Source organism: Lentzea sp. JNUCC 0626 (assembly GCF_043632865.1).
GTDB lineage: Bacteria > Actinomycetota > Actinomycetes > Mycobacteriales > Pseudonocardiaceae > Lentzea.
Genome location: NZ_CP171635.1, coordinates 9,545,435 through 9,563,732 on the forward strand (window position 1 = coordinate 9,545,435; position 18,298 = coordinate 9,563,732).

Annotated in this window: 21 protein-coding genes; 15 read left to right on the forward strand and 6 right to left on the reverse strand. The window is 69.2% G+C overall.

The window, feature by feature from the left end:
* Window positions 1–4 precede the first annotated feature (4 nt).
* Window positions 5–598, reverse strand: coding sequence for a TetR/AcrR family transcriptional regulator (locus tag JNUCC0626_RS44905; RefSeq protein ID WP_394616701.1), 594 nt, complete (start codon window positions 596–598; stop codon window positions 5–7).
* 74 nt (window positions 599–672) lie between these two features.
* Between JNUCC0626_RS44905 and JNUCC0626_RS44910 the strand changes: the two genes are divergently transcribed.
* Both JNUCC0626_RS44910 and JNUCC0626_RS44915 read left to right on the forward strand, forming a co-directional pair.
* Window positions 673–1,830, forward strand: coding sequence for an FAD-dependent oxidoreductase (locus tag JNUCC0626_RS44910; protein ID WP_394616702.1), 1,158 nt, complete (start codon window positions 673–675; stop codon window positions 1,828–1,830).
* 72 nt (window positions 1,831–1,902) lie between these two features.
* A complete protein-coding gene (locus JNUCC0626_RS44915) occupies window positions 1,903–3,066 on the forward strand; it encodes a hypothetical protein (RefSeq protein ID WP_394616703.1) in 1,164 nt (387 codons plus the stop codon).
* A 90-nt stretch (window positions 3,067–3,156) separates the two neighbouring features.
* On the opposite strand, the gene JNUCC0626_RS44920 is transcribed toward JNUCC0626_RS44915, so the two are convergent.
* From JNUCC0626_RS44920 to JNUCC0626_RS44935, 4 genes are all read right to left on the reverse strand, one after another.
* A complete protein-coding gene (locus JNUCC0626_RS44920) occupies window positions 3,157–5,244 on the reverse strand; it encodes an alpha-galactosidase (RefSeq protein WP_394616704.1) in 2,088 nt (695 codons plus the stop codon).
* Window positions 5,245–5,342: 98 nt separating this feature from the next.
* Window positions 5,343–6,746, reverse strand: a complete 1,404-nt coding sequence (locus JNUCC0626_RS44925) for a GntP family permease (RefSeq protein ID WP_394616705.1) — start codon at window positions 6,744–6,746, stop codon at window positions 5,343–5,345.
* Window positions 6,743–8,326, reverse strand: coding sequence for an N-acyl-D-amino-acid deacylase family protein (locus JNUCC0626_RS44930; RefSeq protein ID WP_394616706.1), 1,584 nt, complete (start codon window positions 8,324–8,326; stop codon window positions 6,743–6,745). The genes JNUCC0626_RS44925 and JNUCC0626_RS44930 overlap by 4 nt, the downstream gene beginning before the upstream one ends.
* 13 nt (window positions 8,327–8,339) lie before the next feature.
* Window positions 8,340–9,632 carry an amino acid deaminase gene (locus JNUCC0626_RS44935; RefSeq protein WP_394616707.1) on the reverse strand — a complete coding sequence of 431 codons (1,293 nt, stop codon included), beginning with the start codon at window positions 9,630–9,632 and terminating at the stop codon, window positions 8,340–8,342.
* Between the two features lie 85 nt (window positions 9,633–9,717).
* On the opposite strand from JNUCC0626_RS44935, the gene JNUCC0626_RS44940 reads away from it, so the two are divergent.
* From JNUCC0626_RS44940 to JNUCC0626_RS44975, 8 genes are all read left to right on the forward strand, one after another.
* Window positions 9,718–10,683 (forward strand): sugar kinase, encoded by a 966-nt coding sequence (locus tag JNUCC0626_RS44940; protein WP_394616708.1) that lies wholly within the window; start codon window positions 9,718–9,720, stop codon window positions 10,681–10,683.
* Entirely contained in the window at window positions 10,684–11,430 is a 747-nt protein-coding gene (locus tag JNUCC0626_RS44945) for an IclR family transcriptional regulator (RefSeq protein ID WP_394616709.1), read from the forward strand.
* Between the two features lie 11 nt (window positions 11,431–11,441).
* Entirely contained in the window at window positions 11,442–11,822 is a 381-nt protein-coding gene (locus tag JNUCC0626_RS44950; RefSeq protein WP_030481733.1) for a RidA family protein, read from the forward strand.
* A gap of 76 nt (window positions 11,823–11,898) precedes the next feature.
* On the forward strand, window positions 11,899–12,552 hold the full coding sequence (locus JNUCC0626_RS44955; protein ID WP_394616710.1) for a hypothetical protein: 654 nt from the start codon (window positions 11,899–11,901) through the stop codon (window positions 12,550–12,552).
* Window positions 12,549–12,929 (forward strand): hypothetical protein, encoded by a 381-nt coding sequence (locus JNUCC0626_RS44960; RefSeq protein ID WP_394616711.1) that lies wholly within the window; start codon window positions 12,549–12,551, stop codon window positions 12,927–12,929. Before JNUCC0626_RS44955 ends, JNUCC0626_RS44960 begins: the two co-directional genes overlap by 4 nt.
* Before the next feature lie 13 nt (window positions 12,930–12,942).
* Window positions 12,943–13,533 (forward strand): hypothetical protein, encoded by a 591-nt coding sequence (locus JNUCC0626_RS44965; RefSeq protein ID WP_394616712.1) that lies wholly within the window; start codon window positions 12,943–12,945, stop codon window positions 13,531–13,533.
* Window positions 13,530–14,183 (forward strand): hypothetical protein, encoded by a 654-nt coding sequence (locus tag JNUCC0626_RS44970; RefSeq protein WP_394616713.1) that lies wholly within the window; start codon window positions 13,530–13,532, stop codon window positions 14,181–14,183. The genes JNUCC0626_RS44965 and JNUCC0626_RS44970 overlap by 4 nt, the downstream gene beginning before the upstream one ends.
* A complete protein-coding gene (locus tag JNUCC0626_RS44975; RefSeq protein WP_394616714.1) occupies window positions 14,180–14,581 on the forward strand; it encodes a hypothetical protein in 402 nt (133 codons plus the stop codon). The genes JNUCC0626_RS44970 and JNUCC0626_RS44975 overlap by 4 nt, the downstream gene beginning before the upstream one ends.
* On the opposite strand, the gene JNUCC0626_RS44980 is transcribed toward JNUCC0626_RS44975, so the two are convergent.
* Window positions 14,562–14,903 (reverse strand): DUF1844 domain-containing protein, encoded by a 342-nt coding sequence (locus JNUCC0626_RS44980; RefSeq protein WP_166054225.1) that lies wholly within the window; start codon window positions 14,901–14,903, stop codon window positions 14,562–14,564. The two genes, JNUCC0626_RS44975 and JNUCC0626_RS44980, sit on opposite strands and share 20 nt — an antisense overlap.
* Window positions 14,904–15,207: 304 nt before the next feature.
* On the opposite strand from JNUCC0626_RS44980, the gene infC reads away from it, so the two are divergent.
* The 5 genes from infC to JNUCC0626_RS45005 all read left to right on the forward strand — a co-directional run bounded on the left by infC (window position 15,208) and on the right by JNUCC0626_RS45005 (window position 18,294).
* Window positions 15,208–15,819: a translation initiation factor IF-3 gene (gene infC / locus JNUCC0626_RS44985; RefSeq protein WP_394616715.1), complete on the forward strand. Its 612-nt coding sequence runs from the start codon at window positions 15,208–15,210 to the stop codon at window positions 15,817–15,819.
* A gap of 50 nt (window positions 15,820–15,869) precedes the next feature.
* Window positions 15,870–16,064, forward strand: a complete 195-nt coding sequence (gene rpmI / locus JNUCC0626_RS44990; RefSeq protein WP_086663968.1) for a 50S ribosomal protein L35 — start codon at window positions 15,870–15,872, stop codon at window positions 16,062–16,064.
* Between the two features lie 79 nt (window positions 16,065–16,143).
* Window positions 16,144–16,533: a 50S ribosomal protein L20 gene (rplT, locus tag JNUCC0626_RS44995; protein WP_394616716.1), complete on the forward strand. Its 390-nt coding sequence runs from the start codon at window positions 16,144–16,146 to the stop codon at window positions 16,531–16,533.
* Entirely contained in the window at window positions 16,530–17,372 is an 843-nt protein-coding gene (locus JNUCC0626_RS45000; RefSeq protein ID WP_394622243.1) for a TrmH family RNA methyltransferase, read from the forward strand. The genes rplT and JNUCC0626_RS45000 overlap by 4 nt, the downstream gene beginning before the upstream one ends.
* Before the next feature lie 37 nt (window positions 17,373–17,409).
* The gene (locus tag JNUCC0626_RS45005; RefSeq protein ID WP_394616717.1) at window positions 17,410–18,294 is read left to right on the forward strand and encodes a S41 family peptidase; all 885 of its coding nucleotides are present in this window, start codon (window positions 17,410–17,412) and stop codon (window positions 18,292–18,294) included.
* Window positions 18,295–18,298: the final 4 nt, after the last annotated feature.

An 18,298-nucleotide genomic window follows, 5' to 3' on the forward strand; every position in this document is an offset into this window, starting at 1 on the left:
TCCGTCAGCGGCCCGCCAGGTACCGCACCAGAATCCCGAGCTGTTCCGCGTACTTCGCGGCGAACTCGGGCGTCGCGGGGTCCTGGCCGGTGATCTGCCCGGCGCTCTGCCGCAACGTCAGCGGCGCTGACGCGGCCGCCATCAGGGCCAGCAGCAGGAACTCGGGCTCCATCCCGGCAGGCAGTTCGCCCGCCTCCTGACGCTTGCGCATCTCCTCGACCTGCCGCTGGAAGAACTCCTCGTCGGTGGGCGGGCTGTCGCCGGCGAGGTTCGCCCACGCCCACATGCGGCCGTGGTCGGTGAGCGTCGTCATCACGAACCCGGACACGACCTCGTCCAGCGACTGGCTGCGGCTCGCCAGCTCCTCCGCCGAGCCGTGCCAGCTCGTCGCGAGCTCCTTGTACAGGCCTTCCTTGCCGCCGAAGTAGTACGAGATCAGCTGCTTGTTCACGCCCGCCCGCGCCGCGATGTCCGTGGTGCGCGTGGCGGCGTAGCCCTTCGCGCCGAACTCCGCCGCGGCCGCTTCGAGCAGCAGGGCCCGCGTGCGTTCCGGGTCGCGCTTGCGCTCCGAGGCGCTGGGAGAGCGGCGTTGATCCACGTCGACACGGTAGCCGACGGCAGTTATCAACCATTGGGTTGACTTAATCAACCACGCGGTTGAAACTCGGAGGCATGCGAATCGCGGTGATCGGTGGGGGAATCGGCGGACTGTGCCTGGCGCACGGGTTGCGCAAGGCCGGCGTGGACGTGGCGGTGTACGAGCGAGAGCTGTCACGCACGGACCGCCTGCAGGGGTACCGGGTGCACATCAACCCGGACGGCGCGGCGGCGTTGAGAGAGTGCTTACCCGCGGCGAACTGGGAGCGGTTCGAGCGGAGCGCGGGGTCGGGCGGCAACGGGTTCGGGTTCCTGGACCAGCGGCTCAGGACGTTGCTCGTGCTCGACCCGGAGGAGGAGAAGCACTACTCGGCGAGCAGGATCACGCTCCGGCAGGTGTTGCTCGACGGTCTGGACGTGCAGTTCGGCCGGACGTTCGAGCGCTACGAGCCGGGCGACGACATCAAGCTGCACTTCGCGGACGGCGGCGTCGAGTCGTGCGACCTGCTGGTCGGCGCGGACGGCATCAGGTCGCGGGTGCGCCAGCAGTACCTCCCGCACGCCGGCACCGAGAAGATCGGCGTCACGGCCATCGCGGGCAAGTTGTTCCTCGACGACCACGACTGGGTGCCGCGCCACCTCGTCGACCGGGCCCACACGGTCATCCCGACGACCAGGGCCGGCATGTTCCTGGCCGCGCACGACGGACTGGGCGTCACGGACGAGGACGACCTGTTGTTCGACAACGTGCGTCCCTACCTGATGTGGGCGTACGCGGCGGCGGACATGACCGTCCACGATGGACAGGACCTTCAGGCGGAAGTGCTGCGCCGGATCACGAAGTGGAGCCCGGACCTGACCAGGATCGTCGAAGCATCGCCACCCGAGACCATCAGCGAGTGGCGGCTGCGGTCCTCGAAGCCGATCAGCCGCTGGCAGCCCACGAACGTCACGGTGCTCGGCGACGCCATCCACGCGATGACGCCCATGCGCGGCATCGGGGCGAACATCGCGTTGAAGGATGCCCGGCTCCTGGCGCGCTGCATCGCTGAGGGCGGCGACGCGATCGCCCGCTACGAGAAGGAGATGTACGACTACGGCTTCGCGGCCGTGCGTGATTCGTTGAAGGCCGCACGCCAGTTCGCGGACGGCGGCCCGGTCGCGCGGACGATCTTCAAGACCGTGCTCAGGGCAGCTCAGGCCGTCCCCGCCCTGAAGCGCGCGATGTTCTGAGAAAAAGATTGAACCGTTCTGGCTGCCTCTACGTGTGAGTGGCGTTGGAGGGCACGAGCCAGGAGGTTCAAGATGATCCGCAAGACCGTTGCGGTCGTCGCGCTGGGGTTGATCGCACTGACCGCCTGCGCGGCCACGCCGGAGACGAAACCGGTGGCACAGCAACAGCAGCAGGGCGCGGTGGCGTTGAAGACCGCCGGCATCCAGGACCTCGGTGAGATCGTCACCGACGACCAGGGCTTCACCCTCTACCGCTTCGACGGCGACCAGCCGAATGTGTCCACTTGCGAGGGTGAGTGCGCCGCGACGTGGCCGCCCGCAACGGTTCCCGGCGAGGACTTCGGTCTTGAAGGCGTCGACCGGAACCTGGTCGGCTCCATCGTCCGCAAGGACGGCAGCCGCCAGCTCACCGTCGACGGCATGCCGCAGTACCGGTTCGCCAAGGACACCAAGCCGGGCGAGACCAAGGGCCAGGGCCTGCAGGGCAAGTGGTTCGCCACCGCCAAGGACGGCAAGCGCACCCAGCTCACGGCGCGGACCGGCGTCGTCACGGGGCTCGGTGCGGTGCTGACGAACAACGCGGGCCTCACGCTCTACCGGTTCGACGGCGACACGGCCCAGCCGCCGGCGTCCAATTGCGACGGTGGGTGCGCGGAAGCCTGGCCGCCGGTGCTCGTCGAGGGCGACACGCCACGGGTGAAGGGCATCGACTCGAAGCTGCTCGGCACCATCACCCGCGCGGACGGCAAGAAGCAGCTGACCGTCGCGAACTGGCCGCAGTACACGTTCAAGAACGACACCAAGCCCGGTGAGGCCAAGGGCGTCACGGTCGCGAAGTGGTTCGCCACCGCCACCGACGGCAAGAAGGCCCAGCAGAACAAGGCGATCGCGCTCACCAGTGCGACCGTCGGCGATCTCGGCGTCGTCGCCACCGACAAGGACGGCATGACGCTCTACCGGTTCGACGACGACTCCGCCGACCCGCCCACGAGCAACTGCTCGGGTGGATGCGCGGCGCAGTGGCCGCCCGCCTTCGTCGAGGAGGGTTTCCAGGTGCAGGGCGTGGAAGCCGCTCTCGTGGGGACGATCGAGCGGGACGGGAAGAAGCAGCTCACCATCGCGGGGTGGCCGCAGTACCTGTTCGCAGGGGACAAGGTCTGCGGTGAAGCCAACGGGCAGGGCGTTGGTGGAAAGTGGTGGGCTACCAAGGCCGACGGATCTCGCGCCGGCCAGTAAGAGGGGAGAGAAGAGCCCCGGCGGGATCGTTCCGCCGGGGCTCTTCTCGACTGGAGTCCCCGGCGGTCTCGACGCCGCCGGGGACTCTTTTTACTTGAGGCGCACCAGAATCGCCTGCTCGGGTTCGAGCACCGGCAGCTGGATCCCGACCTCCGACAACACTGAACCGGGCAGCTCCACCGGCTTCCAGTCGGCAGGCTGCCGCTGGCACAACGCGGGATACCCGGCCGGAGCGTCGAACGAGACCCGGTACGTGCGCTGCGGGTCCAGTCCCGGCAACCGCACCCGGCGCGGCTTGTTCTGCACCGTCGTCGTCAGCTGCGCGTAGCCGAACAACGCCTCCGAGCCGTCCGCCGCGACGACCCCGTGCACCCACGCCGAGGGGTCCGGGTGGTCCGAGTGCACGGCGACACCGCTGTGCAGCAACGACCGCACGTCCTTGTAGTACTCGATCGCGGCCTGCAGCCCGGCCCGTTCCTCGTCGGTCGCCGAGTTGATGTCCCACTCGATGCCGAAGTGCCCGAACATCGCCGTGGCCACCCGGAACGACAGATCGTGCACACGGCCCGTGGTGTGCGACTTCGTCGGACCGACGTGCGCACCCATCAGCTCCAACGGCAGGAACACGCCCGTCCACCGTTGGATCAACTGACGTTCCAACGCGTCGTTGCAGTCCGACGTCCACACACGATCCGTGCGCGCGAGCACACCGAGGTCGATCCGCCCACCACCGGACGAACAGCTCTCGATCTCCACGTGCGGGTGCCGCAACCGCAGTTCGTCCAGCAACCGGTAGTACGCGGCCGTCTGCTCGTGCACGCGCGACCCGATCAGGTCGCGGTTGTGGTCCCACTTCACGAACGCGATGTCGTTGTCCGCCAACACCGACGACACCCGTTCGAGGATGTACGCGTACGCCTCGGGGTGCGCGATGTTCAGCACCTGCTGGTTGCGCGACGGCGGCGGCAGGACCCCGGCCCGCGGCCCGAGCACCCAGTCCGGGTGGGCGCGGTACAGATCAGAGTCGGTGTTGATCATCTCGGGCTCGAACCACAACCCGAACTCCATGCCCAGCCCGCGCACGTGCTTGATCAACGGCGACAGCCCGTCCGGCCACACCGTCTCGTCGACGAACCAGTCACCGAGCCCGGCGGAGTCGTCGCGACGGTGCCGGAACCAGCCGTCGTCCAGCACGAACCGCTCCACGCCGATCGCGGCGGCGGTGTCGGCCAACGACGTCAGCCGCGCGAGGTCGTGGTCGAAGTACACGGCTTCCCACGTGTTCAGCACGACCGGCCGCGGCCGCAGCGACCGCTCCCGCAACTGCCGGTGGAACGCGGCGCTGATGCCGTCGATGCCTTCGGACGAATACGCCGCGTAGATCCACGGCGACTCGTACTCCTGCCCGGCGTCGAGAATGATCTCGCCCGGCAACAGCAACTCGCCACCACCGAGCACGGGCGAGCCGTCGACGAGGTTCTCCGCGTACGTCACGTGGTTGCCGCTCCACCCAACGTGCACCGCCCACACCTCGCCGTCGCGGAACGAGAACCCCGGCGTCCCCGCCAGCAACCCGATCGTGGCGTCGTGCCCGGTGCGCCCGCGGCGGTTCTCCCGCACCCACGAGCCGTGCTGGAACGCCTGCCGCTGCGGCGACCGCTCGCGGCTCCAGCGCCCGGTGAAGTCGAGGAGTTCGGCGGCGTGCGCCGGGACGGGCAGCGCGGTTTCGAGGCCCTCCAGCGAGTACGGCGTCGAACCGTCGTTGCGGACGACGTGCCGGACCCGGAGCATCCCGGACGGCAGCAGCTCCAGCGTGCCGGTCACGGTCAGTTCGGCGGCCTCGTCGGAGGCGGCGTAACGGAAGATCGAACCCTCGTGGCCGAAAGTCGTCACCGTCAGAGCGGGTGCGAAGTGCTCTCCGGCGCGGTGGCCGCGCAGTCCGGGGCGGCCGAGGTACCCGGCGCCGGCGTCGGGCAGCAGGGCGAGCGGGATCGGCTCGTCGGGCGCGTTGTTCGGGTTGGTCCACGAGACGACGTCGACCAGGCCGCGCAGTGCGGCCTGGTCGACGTCTCCGAGCGTGCGCCCCCAGTGCGTCACGACCGGCAGGCTCGCGCCCTGGACCGAGATGACGACGCTGGAGGTGTTGTCGTGCAGGTGCACGACCTCCGTGTTGCTCATGCGGGCCCCGTCCACATCAAACACAAATGAACATTGTGCCGATCCTCAGGCGCGAGACTCGCGTTGTCAAGCGTTCGAAATTGTTGATTTATGTCCGGTTAGGCAACCAGGCTGAGCAGTGCCGCGACCACGAAACCGACCACCGAGAGGATGGTTTCGAGGACCGTCCACGACTGGAGCGTCTCCTTCACCGACAGCCCGAAGTACCGCGACACGATCCAGAACCCGCCGTCGTTCACGTGCGAGGCGATGATCGAGCCGGACGCGATGGCCATGACGACCAGCGCGAGTTGCGGCTGCGAGTAGTTCAGGTCCGCCAGCACCGGTGCGACGATGCCCGCGGTCGTCACGATCGCGACCGTCGCCGAACCCTGCGCGATGCGGATGACGCAGCTGATCACGTACGCCAGCGCGATCACCGGCAGGCCGATGCCCGACAGTTCGTTCGCGAGCGTCTTGCCGATGCCCGTCGCGGCCAGCACGGCGCCGAAGAAGCCACCGGCACCGACCACGAGCAGGATCATCGCGACCGGCTTCAGGGACGCGCTCGACAGTTCCGCGACCTTCTCGCGGGTCATGCCGCGCCGGAAACCCAGCAGCCAGAACGCCAGCAGCACCGAGATCGTCAACGCCACGGCGGGGGTGCCGAAGAACGTCGCGATCGAGTACAGCTTCGAGCCCTTGGTCAGCAGGATCGAGCCGAACGTGCCGGCGAGGATCAGCACCAGCGGCAGGCCGATGATGGCGAGCACCAGGCCGAGCGACGGCGGTTCGCGGTCGTCGCCGCCGTTCTCCGCCCGCGCGACCTCGGCCGCCGCCAGCATCTCCTCCGGCACCGGCACGTTGATGCGCTTGCCGATCCAGTACGAGTACAGGACGCCGCCGACGAACCACGACGGCAGTGCCACCGCGAGGCCCATGATGATGATCCAGCCGAGCGACACACCCAGCAGACCGGCCGCCGCCACTGGTCCGGGGTGAGGTGGCATGAACGCGTGCATGACCGAAAGCCCTGCCAGCAACGGCATGGCGAACAGCACGATCGACTTGCCGGACCGCTTGGCGGCCACGTAGACCAGCGGCGCCAACACGAAGATGCCGATGTCGAAGAAGACCGGCACGCCGAAGATCAGACCGGCCAGACCGATCGCGACCGGCGCCTTCTTCTCGCCGAACGCGTTCATCAGCTTGTCCATCAGGACCTGCGCGCCGCCGGACGCCTCGAGGATCGCGCCGAGCAGCGTGCCGAGACCGATGATCGCGGCGATGTGGCCGAGGATCGAGCCGAAGCCCTTCTCCAGCAACGAGTCCGAGGCCTTCTGTGCCGACCCGACCAGCTGCTCCACCGGCACGCCCGCCAGCAGTGCGACCAGCAGCGCCACGACGATCAGCGCGATGAACGGCTCGACCTTGAACTTGATGATCAGTAGCAGCAGCACCGCGATGCTGACTACCGCGAGGGTGAGCAAGCCCCCTGTTGAGTGTTGCAACCAGTCGATCACGGGCGGCTCCTGAGTGAATGGCCTGGCAATGAGCCGGTGGCGGTTCCGTCGTCGATCACCGTCACCCCGTTGCAGAAGACGAACGGGATGCCGGCGGCCTGCTGTCGCGGCTCGTCGAACGTCGCCGTGTCGGCGATCGTCGCGGGGTCGAACAGCACCAGGTCGGCCGCGTAGCCCTCGCGGACCAGACCCCGGTCGGTGAGCCGCAAACGCTTGGCCGCGCGGCCGGTGAGGTGCTCGACGCACTCCTCCAGGCTCAGCACGCCCAGTTCACGGACGTAACGCGCGAAATAACGGGGGAACGTGCCCCACGCGCGCGGGTGCGGCCGGTCGCCCACGAGCAGGCCGTCGCTGCCGCCCGTGTGCGCCGGATGCTTCATGATCGCCTGCACGTTCTCCTCGTGGCCCACGTGCATGAGGCAGGACGTACCCATTCGTTCGTCGACCAACACGTCGAAGTACAGGTCGGCCGGGCTGCGGCCGAGGCGGGCCGCGGACTGCAGCACGCTGGAGCCGACGAGGTGCGCGTTGCGGTCGTTGCGGACGCCGTTGATCTCGATGGAGTCCCAGTCGACCGGCACGCCGTGGCAGCCGTCCGAGCCGGTCTCCTCGATCTCCGCGCGGATGCGTTCGCGGGTGTCCACATCGGACAACCTTGCCAGCGTCCTGTCCGGCCCGCCCTCCGTGGACCAGGAAGGCAGCAGCGCGCTCAGGTAGGTCGCGCCCGGCAGGTACGGGTAGGTGTCCAGCGAGATGTCGGCGCCACCAGCGATCGCGTCGTCCAGCAACGCCAGCAGGTCGGGCGCCTTGCCCTTGTTCACCGGGAAGTTCATCGTCGCGTGGGCGAGGTGCAACGCGCAGCCCGACCGCTTCGAGACGTCCACCATCTCGGCGTACGCCTCCAACGCGCCCGCGCCGTAGCTGCGGTGGTGTGGGCTGTAGAAGCCGTTGTGCTGCCCGACGACCTCGCACAGCTGCACCAGTTCGGACGTGTCCGCGTACATGCCGGGCGTGTAGGTGAGCCCGGAGGACATGCCCATCGCACCCTCGGCAAGCGATTGCGCGAGAACGGACTTCATCATGTCCATTTCGGACTCGGTCGGCGGCCGGTCGTCCCAGCCCACGGCGAGCATCCGCAACGTCCCCTGCGGCACCAGGTACGCGGCGTTCACCGCGATGCCCTGGTCGAGCCGGTCGAGGTACTGGCCGACCGAGCGCCAGTTCCAGTCGAAGCCCGGCGGGTCGTCGTTCCAGCCCGCGAGCTGACCGCGCAACGTCGCGAGCACCTCGTCGTTCACCGGCGCGTACGACAGGCCGTCCTGGCCGAGCACCTCGGTCGTGACGCCCTGCGACACCTTCGCCAGGTGGTCCGGTTCGGCGAGGACCCGCAGGTCGGAATGCGAGTGCATGTCGATGAACCCCGGTGCGAGCACCAGGCCGTCCGCGTCGATCGACCTGGTGGCGCTCAGGCCGTCACCGATCGACGTGATGACGCCGTCCTTGATCGACACATCCGCGCGATAGGCGGGTGCGCCGGTGCCGTCGGCGATCAGCGGTCCGCGCAGGACGACGTCGTCCATCGGTGCACTCCTTCTAGAAGTAGGTGCGGATCAGGTCGACCACGGTGGTGCCCTGGACGACCGGGATGAGCTGCCACTTGTCGAACACCGTGCAGGGGTGGGACAGACCGAGACCCACCCAGTCGCCGACCCGGACCGCGGACTCCGGCCCGAGCTGGAGGAACGCGTGCTGGTCGTTCAGCGCGGTCACCCTGGCCTGGGTCAGCGGGGCGATCGCACCGTCGAGCCGGCGGACGAGCTGCGGTTCGGGCAGACCCTCGTCGAACGACGCGTCGCGCTTGCCGATCGTCAGCAACGCCAGGTCGCGCTGCGGCCGGGACGTCACCTGGGCCCACGCCCGCAACGCCGACCGGAACGGCTCCACGCCGTCGATCCGCGAGAACGGCGAGATGCCGCGGTAGAAGCCGTCGTCGTGGGTGATGTACGCACCGCTGCGCAGCACCGGCGTCACGGCCATCGGCCACGGCTGGGACAGCGTCGCCGCCACCTGGTCGAAGTACGCGCTGCCGCCCGCGGTGACGATCACGGTGTCCAGCTCGTCGAACAGCCCGGCGTCGGCGAGGCGCAACGTGAGCGTGCGCAGGTCCGTCAGGTAGCGGTCCACAATGGACTGCGACGACTCGGACGCGTCGTGCGCCAGCGCGCCCTCGTAACCACCGGCACCGACCAGGCGCAGCACCGGGCTCTGGTCCACGGCCCTGGCGACGGCCAGCGCGGTGTCCAGATCGCGGGCGCCGGTCCGTCCGCCGGGAGCCCCGAGCTCGACGATCACGTCGACCGGCCGGGACGGCTGGAGTTCCCGCAGGATCTCGGTCATCAGCGCGACGCCGGTCTCGGAGTCGGCCCAGCAGCTGAACTCGAAGGCGGGATCGGCGTCGAGTTCGCCGACCAGCCAGCGCAGTGCGGCCGGGTCGAGCAGCTGGTTCGCCAGCAGCACGCGCGAGACCCCGAACGCCCGGTAGACGCGCAGCTGCGACGCGTTGGCCGCGGTGATGCCCCACACGCCGTGCTCGACCTGCCGCTGGAAGAGCTGCGGCGCCATCGTCGTCTTGCCGTGCGGTGCCAGCTTGACGCCGTGGTTGTCGCACCACTTCGCCATCGTCGTCAGGTTGTGCGTGAGCGCGTCCGCGTCCAGTACGACGAGCGGCCCCACGAACTCGTCGGCGAACAGGTCGAGCCGCTGGTCGGCGACGTCGCCGAGGCTCGACCCGAACGTGCTCGACGGCAGTCCCTTGAAGCGCCAGCTGACCGTTTCCGCCCTGATGTCCGCGACGGCCGAGAGGTCCATCTCCATCAGTTGTTGCATATTTTGCAACTCCCATTGCGCGATGTGATGCTGAGTTGTGTAGCATTCGGACTCGCCGCCGTCAACGAACACCTCTGGAGCACGCATGCGGTTCGAACACGTCGGCGGTGTCGTGTGCCTCGGCGAGACCATGGTGATGATGGTTCCGGCTGAACCCGGTCCCGTGCATCTGGTGCGCACGTGGCACCGGGCCGTCGGGGGCGCCGAGTCCAACGTCGCCGTGCACCTGACGCGCCTCGGCGTGCCGGCGTCCTGGGTCAGCGCGGTCGGCGACGACTCGTTCGGCAGGGCGGTGCTCGACACCGTGGGCGGCTTCGGCGTCGACGTGTCCGGCGTGCGGATCGACCCGGACCGGCCCACCGGCCTGTACGTCAAGGAGGCCTCGCCGCACGGCAGCCCGGTGCGCTACTACCGGCGCGGGTCGGCGGCCTCGGGCATGGGCCTCGAGATGATCGACCAGCTCGGGCTCGGGCACGTGAAGCTGGTGCACCTGAGCGGGATCACGCCCGCGTTGTCCGACTCGTGCCTCGCGATGATGCGCGAACTGCTGCGGCGGCCGCGGCACGGGTTCCGCATCTCGTTCGACCTGAACTGGCGGCCCGCGCTGTGGACCGACCGCGACCCGCGCGTGCTGCGCGAACTCGCCGACCTGGCCGACGTCGTGCTGGCCGGCGCCGACGAGGCCGAACTGGTGTGGGGGACGGGCGATCCGGCGCGGTTGCGGCAGTTGCTGCCCGGCCCGGTGTCGCTCGTGGTCAAGCAGGGGGCGGACGGCGCGACGCTGCTGGAAGGCGGGTCGTCGTTCTTCGAACCGGCGCTGAAGGTCGAGGTCGTGGAACCGGTCGGCGCCGGTGACGCGTTCGCCGCCGGGTTCCTCGCGGCTACCTTGGCGGGGGAGAGTCCCTCGGTGCGGCTGCGCGCCGGGCACCTGCAGGCGGCGTCCGCTTTGCTCACGGCGGAGGACGTCGGAGATCCTCTCCCCGACGACGTGACGGATCCGCTGCTGCACGCCGACCCGCAGACCTGGGCGTCCGCCCGCCTGGAGGTGTAGATGAGCCAGAGTCTCGACAGAGCGCTCACCCTGGTGAGCCAGCTCTCGAGCGGCCCGAAGACGCTGGACGAGCTGTCCGGCGTGATCGGCGTGCACAAGTCCACGACGTTGCGGCTGTTGCGCACCTTGGAGTCGCACCGGTTCGTGCAACGCGACGGCGTGCACCACTACCGCCTCGGCACGGCGTTGTTCGACCTCGCCAACCTGGCGCTGGAGGAACGCGACGTGCGCCGCGCCGCCGAACCCGCGTTGCGCGACCTCAACTCCCGCCTCGGCCACACCGTCCACCTCGCGTCCTACGAGGACGGTGAGGTGATCTACATCGACAAGTACGAGTCGCGGCACCAGATGCGCATGTACTCGCGCATCGGCCGCCGCGCGCCGTTGCACTGCACGGCCGTCGCGAAGATCCTGCTCGCCGACCTGCCTGCCGCCGCGCTGCAGAAGGTGCTGGCGGGCATGGAGTTCCCGCGGTTGACCGACAACACCATCCTCGGCCCCGCCGCCTACGTCGCCGAGCTGGATCGCGTGCGCGCCAACGGGTACGCGGTCGACAACTCCGAGCACGAGGACTTCATCCACTGCATCGCCGCGCCCATCAGGGGCGCGCGCGGCGAGGTGCTCGCGGCCGTCTCGATGTCCGTGCCGAAGGTGCTGCTCGACTTCGACGGCCTGCTGGGGCACCTGCCCGACCTGCTCGCCACCGCAGAGGCCGCATCCGTTGAATGCGGCTTTGTTCCAAGATAAGGGGAATTCCGTTGTCCAAGGTTGAGATCAAGACCGCTGACGCGCCGCAGCCGGTGGCCCGTTTCTCGCAGGGTGTGCGCAAGGGCAACATCCTGCAGGTGGCCGGTCAGGTCGCGTTCGACCCGAAGTCGGGCGAGATCGTCGGCACCACCGTCGCCGAGCAGACCCGCCAGACGTTCGCGAACCTGCACGCCGTCCTCGCCGCCGGTGGCGCGTCCATCGACGACGTGGTGATGATCCGCGTCTACCTCACCGACACCGCGCACTTCGCCGAGCTCAACGAGGTGTACGGCGAGTTCGTGACGGACCCGGCGCCCGCCCGCACCACCGTGTACGTGGGCCTGCCCGCCGGTCTGCTGGTGGAAATCGACGCGCTCGCGGTCGTCGACTGATCTACCGTGCTGCGGGGCGTGCCCAGGTCTGGGCGCGCCCCGTTTCGGCTTTCTGGGGGGAAGTTTGATTTCGGAGATGCCGAACAGACCGATGGTGGCGCACTTCCTGGCCGCGGGGCCGCGCGAGGCCGAGTTGCCGGAGAGCCTCGCCCGAATCGCTGCTGTCGGCTGGGAGCGGCACTCCTCGGGCGCCTACCTGTTGAGCGCGATGTGCGCCCGCGACGCCGGACCTGTCTCCGACCTCATCGGCCACGAGGCGAGCGTGAACGGCTGGGGCGTCCCGCACCACGACGACGCGGGTGTGCTGATCGAGTGGTCGACCCGGTACGCGCGCGAGTGCCTGCACCGGGCGGACCGGCCGGTGCAGGCGCTGGTCTCGTTCTCCGAGCCGCACGACGACGTTCCCCGCACCGCCCGCGTCACGTTCTGGACCGAGCACCCGGGAAACCTGCCGTACGCGGAGGACTTCCTGGACTGGGACACGCCGGCGATGGTGCTCACCAACGAACCTCGCACCTTCCTCTACCCCTGCGACGACGACCAGCAGGAGCTGATGGAGGAGATGGCGGGGGTTCTGGTGGCCGAGTTCGAGCTGAGCGTGGTCGAGGCCGTCGCTCGGGTGAACGCCTTCTGGCGCGGGCATCGCCGGCTGCTCTACAGCGGGTTGTTCGATCACGAGAACGCCAGGTACTGGGCCGGGGAGGCCTTCGGCTTCGAGGGGGAAGCGTGACGCACTACCCGGACCTCTCGCCGTACGAGTACCTCCCGCACCGCGCGCCGATGGTGAACGTGGGCTGGCTCGACCCGGCGCACGAGTTCCCGACCGGGCCCGCGCCCGACGGACTGGTCGCGAAGCTGCGTCGACTGTCCCGCAAACCGCGGAACCTGGCGCGTGGCTTCCACTGGTGCGGGTTCTGCGAGGACGGGGACCAGTTCGACGACCTGCCCCTGGGCAACGGCGAGATCCACGTCACGGCGGGCGGGGTGCGGTACTCGGCGCCGGTCCTGGTGGCGCATTACGTCCGGGACCACGGGTATCTGCCGCCGCAGGTGTTCGTCGACGCCGTGTTGGGCCGAGGCGCACACCTGAACCACCCGGACGCGTGACACGATTCGCCGCATGAAGTGGTACGCGGACAGACCGGCCAGGTTCACGCGTCAGCTGATCGCCGACCTCCTCGCCGTCGGCTGGGTCGCCCTCTGGATCTGGGTGGCGACCACCGCCCACGACTGGGTGCTCCAGCTGCGGGCTCCCGGGGACGGCCTGGTCAACGCCGGTGGCAGCATCCGGGACGCCTTCGCGAACGCCGCCGGCAAGGCCAGGGGCGTGCCCTTCGTCGGTGAGGACCTGGCGAACGCGCTCGGCAACGGCACGAAGGCGGGCGAGACGCTCACCGGCGCGGGCAACGCGCAGATCGGCGTGGTCGAGGACTCCGCGTTCTGGCTGGCCACGGCTCTCGTGGTGATTCCGGTGCTGTTCCTGCTGATCACGTGGTTGCCGATCAGGCTGCGGTACGCGCGCAAGGCCGCCAACACCGCGCGGCTGCGGGACAAGCCGGACCTGCTGGCCCTGAGAGCGCTCACATCGTTGTCACCGCGGGAACTCGGCAAGTTCGACGGCGACCCGGCCGTCGCGTGGCGGACCGGGGACGTCGACGTCATCGAGGAGCTGGCCCGGCGTCAGCTCGCGAGCGTGGGGGTGCGGGCGTGATCGCGCTGGCGGTGATCGCCGCGGTGGTGGCGATGTGCGCGGTGGCCGTGTCGCTGTGGCAGGCCCGCGAGGCCAAGCACGCGCAGGAGGCCGCGAAGCAGTCGCAGGAGGCGACGGTCCGGGCGCAGGAGGAGGCGCAGGCCGCCCGCAAGGCCGTCGAACAGGCCACGGCGAGCGCTTTCCAGGCCAAGAACTCCTTGGAGGAGGCCAAGAAGGCCGTCGCCAAGGCGGAGGAGGCTGCGCAGCAGTCGAGCGAGGCCGCCACAGCGGCGCGGATGCTCGCCGACGAGGCGCAGCTCATCGCGCAGCAGGCGGCGGCCCAGGTCAGCGAACTGGTCGGGGCGCTCGCCGCGCAGAGCAACCGCGTCGGCATGCCCACGTTCGCCATCACGCCCGGCGCGCCCGACGAGTTCCGGCTGAGCTACTTCGGCGGACCCGCCGTCATCGAGCAGCTCACGGTGTCCGTGGTGCCGGGGTCGCGGGTGCTCGGGCTCTCGCAGTACGACGAACCACCGGCCGAGCACCTCGAGGTCGGCCCGCTCTACAACGGCGACGCCATCACGTTCCGCGCCGCGACCGGGCAACGGGCCAGCGCGGTGTTCCAGGTCAAGGCGGAGCCGTGGGAACCGATCGTGGTGCGCGCCGAGTGATCCGGCAGTCCGCGAACCTGGACGCGCCGTGCGGGACGTGTGGAGGTCCTGGCGACAGCGGCTTCACACAGATCGCGGAGAACGGTCTGCTGCGCTGGGAACTCGACGAGGGCTGCGAGCGCTGCCCGGTGCAGGGCTGCGATCGGGGGCAGGGGCCCGGACCGGCGGAGCCACGCGCCGCACTCCTGGCGGAGCACGGCGCGTATCGCCTCACGCTCCCGGAAGAGACCAGCGGAGCGGCGAAGGTGGTGCGGGACGTGCTCGGGCTCTCGCTCACCGAGGCCCAGGAGGCGGCACGGGCACTGCGAGGGCACGGCTACGAGGGCACGTACGTGGAACTCGCCCTCGTAGCCGAACTGCTGAACGTCGCGGGACCGGTCAGTACACGGGACCGGTGAACTTCTCGCCAGGGCCCTGACCCGGCTCGTCCGGCACCGCGGACGCCTCGCGGAACGCGCGCTGCACCGACTGCAGGCCGTCCTTCAACGGCGCCGCGTGCGGGCCGAGGTACTCGGACGTCGCGGTCACCAGGCCGGCGAGGCCCGTGATCAGGCGGCGTGCCTCGTCGAGGTCGCGGCGCGGGGAGTTGTCGGGGTCCGGGTCGGCGAGGCCCAGGCGCTCCGCGGCGGCGGACAGCAGCATCACCGCGGCCCGGCTGATGACCTCGATGCTGGGAACATCTCCGAGGTCGCGGACGCTGTCTTCAAGCGGATCGGTCACGCCGACATTCAAGCAAGCCGCCCCCGGCGACCGGCGTCACAGGCCCGCGATTCGGGGGTTGACAAGAGCGTCTGCTACTATTTCCGACGCGACCAGCTCTCGTGAGTGCGAGAGCGGCAAGTGGAGCCCCGCTCCCACCCGCGATCACCGCTTCTTAAGGTGGCCGGGTCCGGTCCTCCTGGCAGTCAGGGCGCACGGGCGTCCGAGCAGGCAGGTGTGAGATCGGTTTGGAAGCGGGCCCTGTTGTCGAGCCATCGACGACGGGGCTCTTGTCTTTGGCGCAACCGAGTCTCAAAGGACGTGAATGACAAGTCCCTCGAACCGCGGTGCACCCGTCAGCACCGAGCCGCGCATCAACGACCGCATTCGGGTGCCGGAAGTTCGTCTGGTCGGGCCGAATGGTGAGCAGGTCGGGATCGTTCGCATCGAGGACGCGCTCCGACTCGCGCAGGAAGCGGATCTCGACCTCGTCGAGGTCGCCGCTCAGGCTCGCCCGCCGGTCTGCAAGCTCATGGACTACGGCAAGTTCAAGTACGAGACCGCGCAGAAGGCTCGCGAGTCGCGTCGGAACCAGCAGCTGACGGTCATCAAGGAGCAGAAGCTCCGGCCGAAGATCGACCCGCACGACTACCAGACGAAGAAGGGCCACGTGGCCCGCTTCCTCTCGCACGGGAACAAGGTCAAGGTGACCATCATGTTCCGCGGTCGCGAGCAGTCGCGCCCCGAGCTCGGCTACAGGCTTCTGCAGAAGCTGGCGGAGGACGTCGCGGAGCTGGGCTTCGTGGAGTCGAACCCCAAGCAGGACGGCCGCAACATGATCATGGTGTTGGCGCCGCACAAGAACATCAAGCCGCGCGTGGTCAAGCACGACGACGACGCGCCCGAAGCGGATGACACCGCTTCGGCAGAGGCGTAGGACGCACGCCCGCCCCCGGACCCGGTGGGTAGCACGAGACGAGGACGGAAATGCCGAAGAACAAGACGCACAGCGGGACCTCGAAGCGCTTCAAGGTCACCGGCAGCGGCAAGATCCTCCGGGAGAAGGCCGGCAAGCGCCACATCCTGGAGAAGAAGTCCAGCAAGGTGACGCGTCGCATGAGCGGCACCGCGGTCGTGTCGGAGAACGACGCCCCGCGCATCAAGAAGCTGCTCGGTCTCTGACCCGCTTCGACACCCCCTAGCTAACTCGGGAAACCGGCCCCCGACGCCGGTTTCCCCATGAGATCGACAGGATGTACCCGTGGCACGCGTCAAGCGGGCTGTAAACGCCCAGAAGAAGCGTCGTACCGTTCTTGAGCTGGCCAGCGGTTACCGCGGCCAGCGCTCGCGGCTGTACCGCAAGGCCAAGGAGCAGGTGCTCCACTCGCTCAACTACGCGTACCGCGACAGGCGTGCGCGCAAGGGCGACTTCCGCAAGCTGTGGATCCAGCGCATCAACGCTGCGTCCCGTGCGAACGGCATGACCTACAACCGCCTGATCCAGGGTCTTCGCCTGGGCGGCGTCGAGGTCGACCGCAAGATCCTCGCGGACCTCGCCGTCCACGACGCCACCGCCTTCACGGCGCTCGTCGAGATCGCCCGCAAGGCGCTCCCGGCCGACGTGAACGCTCCGGTCGGGGACAAGGCCTGAGCCAGCACGCTCGCAAGCACCACCGACCCGAGGCAGATCCGTTCACCGAACGGACGCCTCGGGTCGTTGCTGCTCGCCACCTGACACGCCGCCAGGGCCGTGACAAGGCCGGTCGTTTCCTCGTCGAGGGCGCCCAGGCCGTGCGCGAGGCCCTCGCCTGGCGTGGCGGCGAGGTGCACGAACTCTTCGTCACCGCCACCGCTGCCGACCGCAACCCCGAGCTGCTCGACGCGGCCGCCGATCAGGGCGTCCGGATCAGCGAGGTCACCGACAAGGCGGCCGACTCGCTGTCGGAAACCGTGACGCCCCAGGGCATCGTCGCGGTCTGCGACGCCGTGCCGCAGCCGCTCGACGTCGCGCTCAAGGGCACCCCGCGGCTCGTCGCCGTGCTCTACGGCGTCTCCGACCCCGGCAACGCGGGCACCGTCACGCGGGTCGCCGACGCGGCCGGAGCCGACGCGGTGATCTTCGCGGGCGACACGGTCGACCCGCACAACGGCAAGTGCGTGCGCGCCTCCACCGGCTCGCTCTTCCACCTGCCGATCGCCCGCTCGCGCGACGCGGCCGAGGTCTTCGCGGCGTGCCGCCAGGCCGGTCTGCGGCTCGTGGGCGCCGACGGCTACGCCCAGCAGGACCTGGTCGAGGCGTCCGTCGCGGGTGATCTGGTGCAGCCCACCGCGTGGGTGTTCGGCAGCGAGGCCCACGGCCTACCCGACGAGGTGAAGGCCGAACTCGACACCTCGCTGAAGGTGCCGCTGTACGGCGCCGCCGAAAGCCTGAACCTCGCGACAGCGGCCGCTGTCTGCCTCTACGGCTCCGCGCGGGATCAGCGGAATTGAGCTGACGGGCACCGGGCGCGCGGCTACTGTGCGCCCCGTGCGCGAACCCGAGATCGAACTCCTCTGTTCCCAGCTCGCTTCCTACTACGTCTTCCCGGACACGGCCAACGAGATCGCGAACGTCCTGCGTGCCCGCCTCGACGAGGGCGCTTACTCCACTTTGGACGACGACGAGGCGTTCGCGGCGGCGGTGACCGCGGACCTCCAGTCCGTCAACGGCGACAAGCACCTCCGGCTGCTCTACAGCGCCGAAGAGGTCCCCGAGACCGGCCAGGAATCGGCCTGGGATCCGGTGGCCTACCAGAAGGAAGCCGAGCAGGACGCGTTCGGCGTCCGCAGGCTCGAACGCCTCGAAGGCAACGTCGGCCTGCTGGAGTTCAGCCTCCTGCACGACGCCGAGATCGCCACCCCGGCCGTCATCGCCGCGATGAACCTGATCGCGCACACCGACGCGTTGATCATCGACCTGCGCAAGAACGGTGGCGGCGACCCGCACACGGTCGCGTTGATCTGCAGCTACCTGTTCGACGAACAGGTGCACCTCAACGACATCTACAACCGCCCGGAAGACACGACCCACCAGTTCTGGACGCTCCCGCACGTGCCGGGCCCGAAGTTCGGCGGCAAGAAGCCCGTCTACGTCCTCACCAGCGCCCGCACGTTCTCCGGCGCGGAGGAGCTGAGCTACAACCTCCAGCAGAACGGCCGCGCGACGCTGATCGGCGAGACCACCAAGGGCGGCGCGCACCCCGGCGACCGCTACCGCGTCGGCCCGCACCTCAAGTCGGCGGTGCCGAACGGCCGCGCCATCAACCCGATCTCGGGCACGAACTGGGAAGGCGTCGGCGTCGTCCCGGACATCGCAGTGCCGGCAGAAGAAGCGTTCGAGGTCGCCTACAAGAAGGCGACCTCGAACGACTGACTAC

What these genes read in the sequence shown, in the direction of transcription:
- JNUCC0626_RS44910 (WP_394616702.1), top strand. Translation starts at nt 673, where the DNA reads ATGCGAATCGCGGTGATCGGTGGGGGAATCGGCGGACTGTGCCTGGCG.
- JNUCC0626_RS44915 (WP_394616703.1), top strand. Translation starts at nt 1,903, where the DNA reads ATGATCCGCAAGACCGTTGCGGTCGTCGCGCTGGGGTTGATCGCACTG.
- JNUCC0626_RS44920 (WP_394616704.1), bottom strand. Translation starts at nt 5,244, where the DNA reads ATGAGCAACACGGAGGTCGTGCACCTGCACGACAACACCTCCAGCGTC.
- JNUCC0626_RS44930 (WP_394616706.1), bottom strand. Translation starts at nt 8,326, where the DNA reads ATGGACGACGTCGTCCTGCGCGGACCGCTGATCGCCGACGGCACCGGC.
- JNUCC0626_RS44935 (WP_394616707.1), bottom strand. Translation starts at nt 9,632, where the DNA reads ATGCAACAACTGATGGAGATGGACCTCTCGGCCGTCGCGGACATCAGG.
- JNUCC0626_RS44940 (WP_394616708.1), top strand. Translation starts at nt 9,718, where the DNA reads ATGCGGTTCGAACACGTCGGCGGTGTCGTGTGCCTCGGCGAGACCATG.
- JNUCC0626_RS44945 (WP_394616709.1), top strand. Translation starts at nt 10,684, where the DNA reads ATGAGCCAGAGTCTCGACAGAGCGCTCACCCTGGTGAGCCAGCTCTCG.
- JNUCC0626_RS44955 (WP_394616710.1), top strand. Translation starts at nt 11,899, where the DNA reads ATGCCGAACAGACCGATGGTGGCGCACTTCCTGGCCGCGGGGCCGCGC.
- JNUCC0626_RS44965 (WP_394616712.1), top strand. Translation starts at nt 12,943, where the DNA reads ATGAAGTGGTACGCGGACAGACCGGCCAGGTTCACGCGTCAGCTGATC.
- infC (WP_394616715.1), top strand. Translation starts at nt 15,208, where the DNA reads ATGACAAGTCCCTCGAACCGCGGTGCACCCGTCAGCACCGAGCCGCGC.
- rpmI (WP_086663968.1), top strand. Translation starts at nt 15,870, where the DNA reads ATGCCGAAGAACAAGACGCACAGCGGGACCTCGAAGCGCTTCAAGGTC.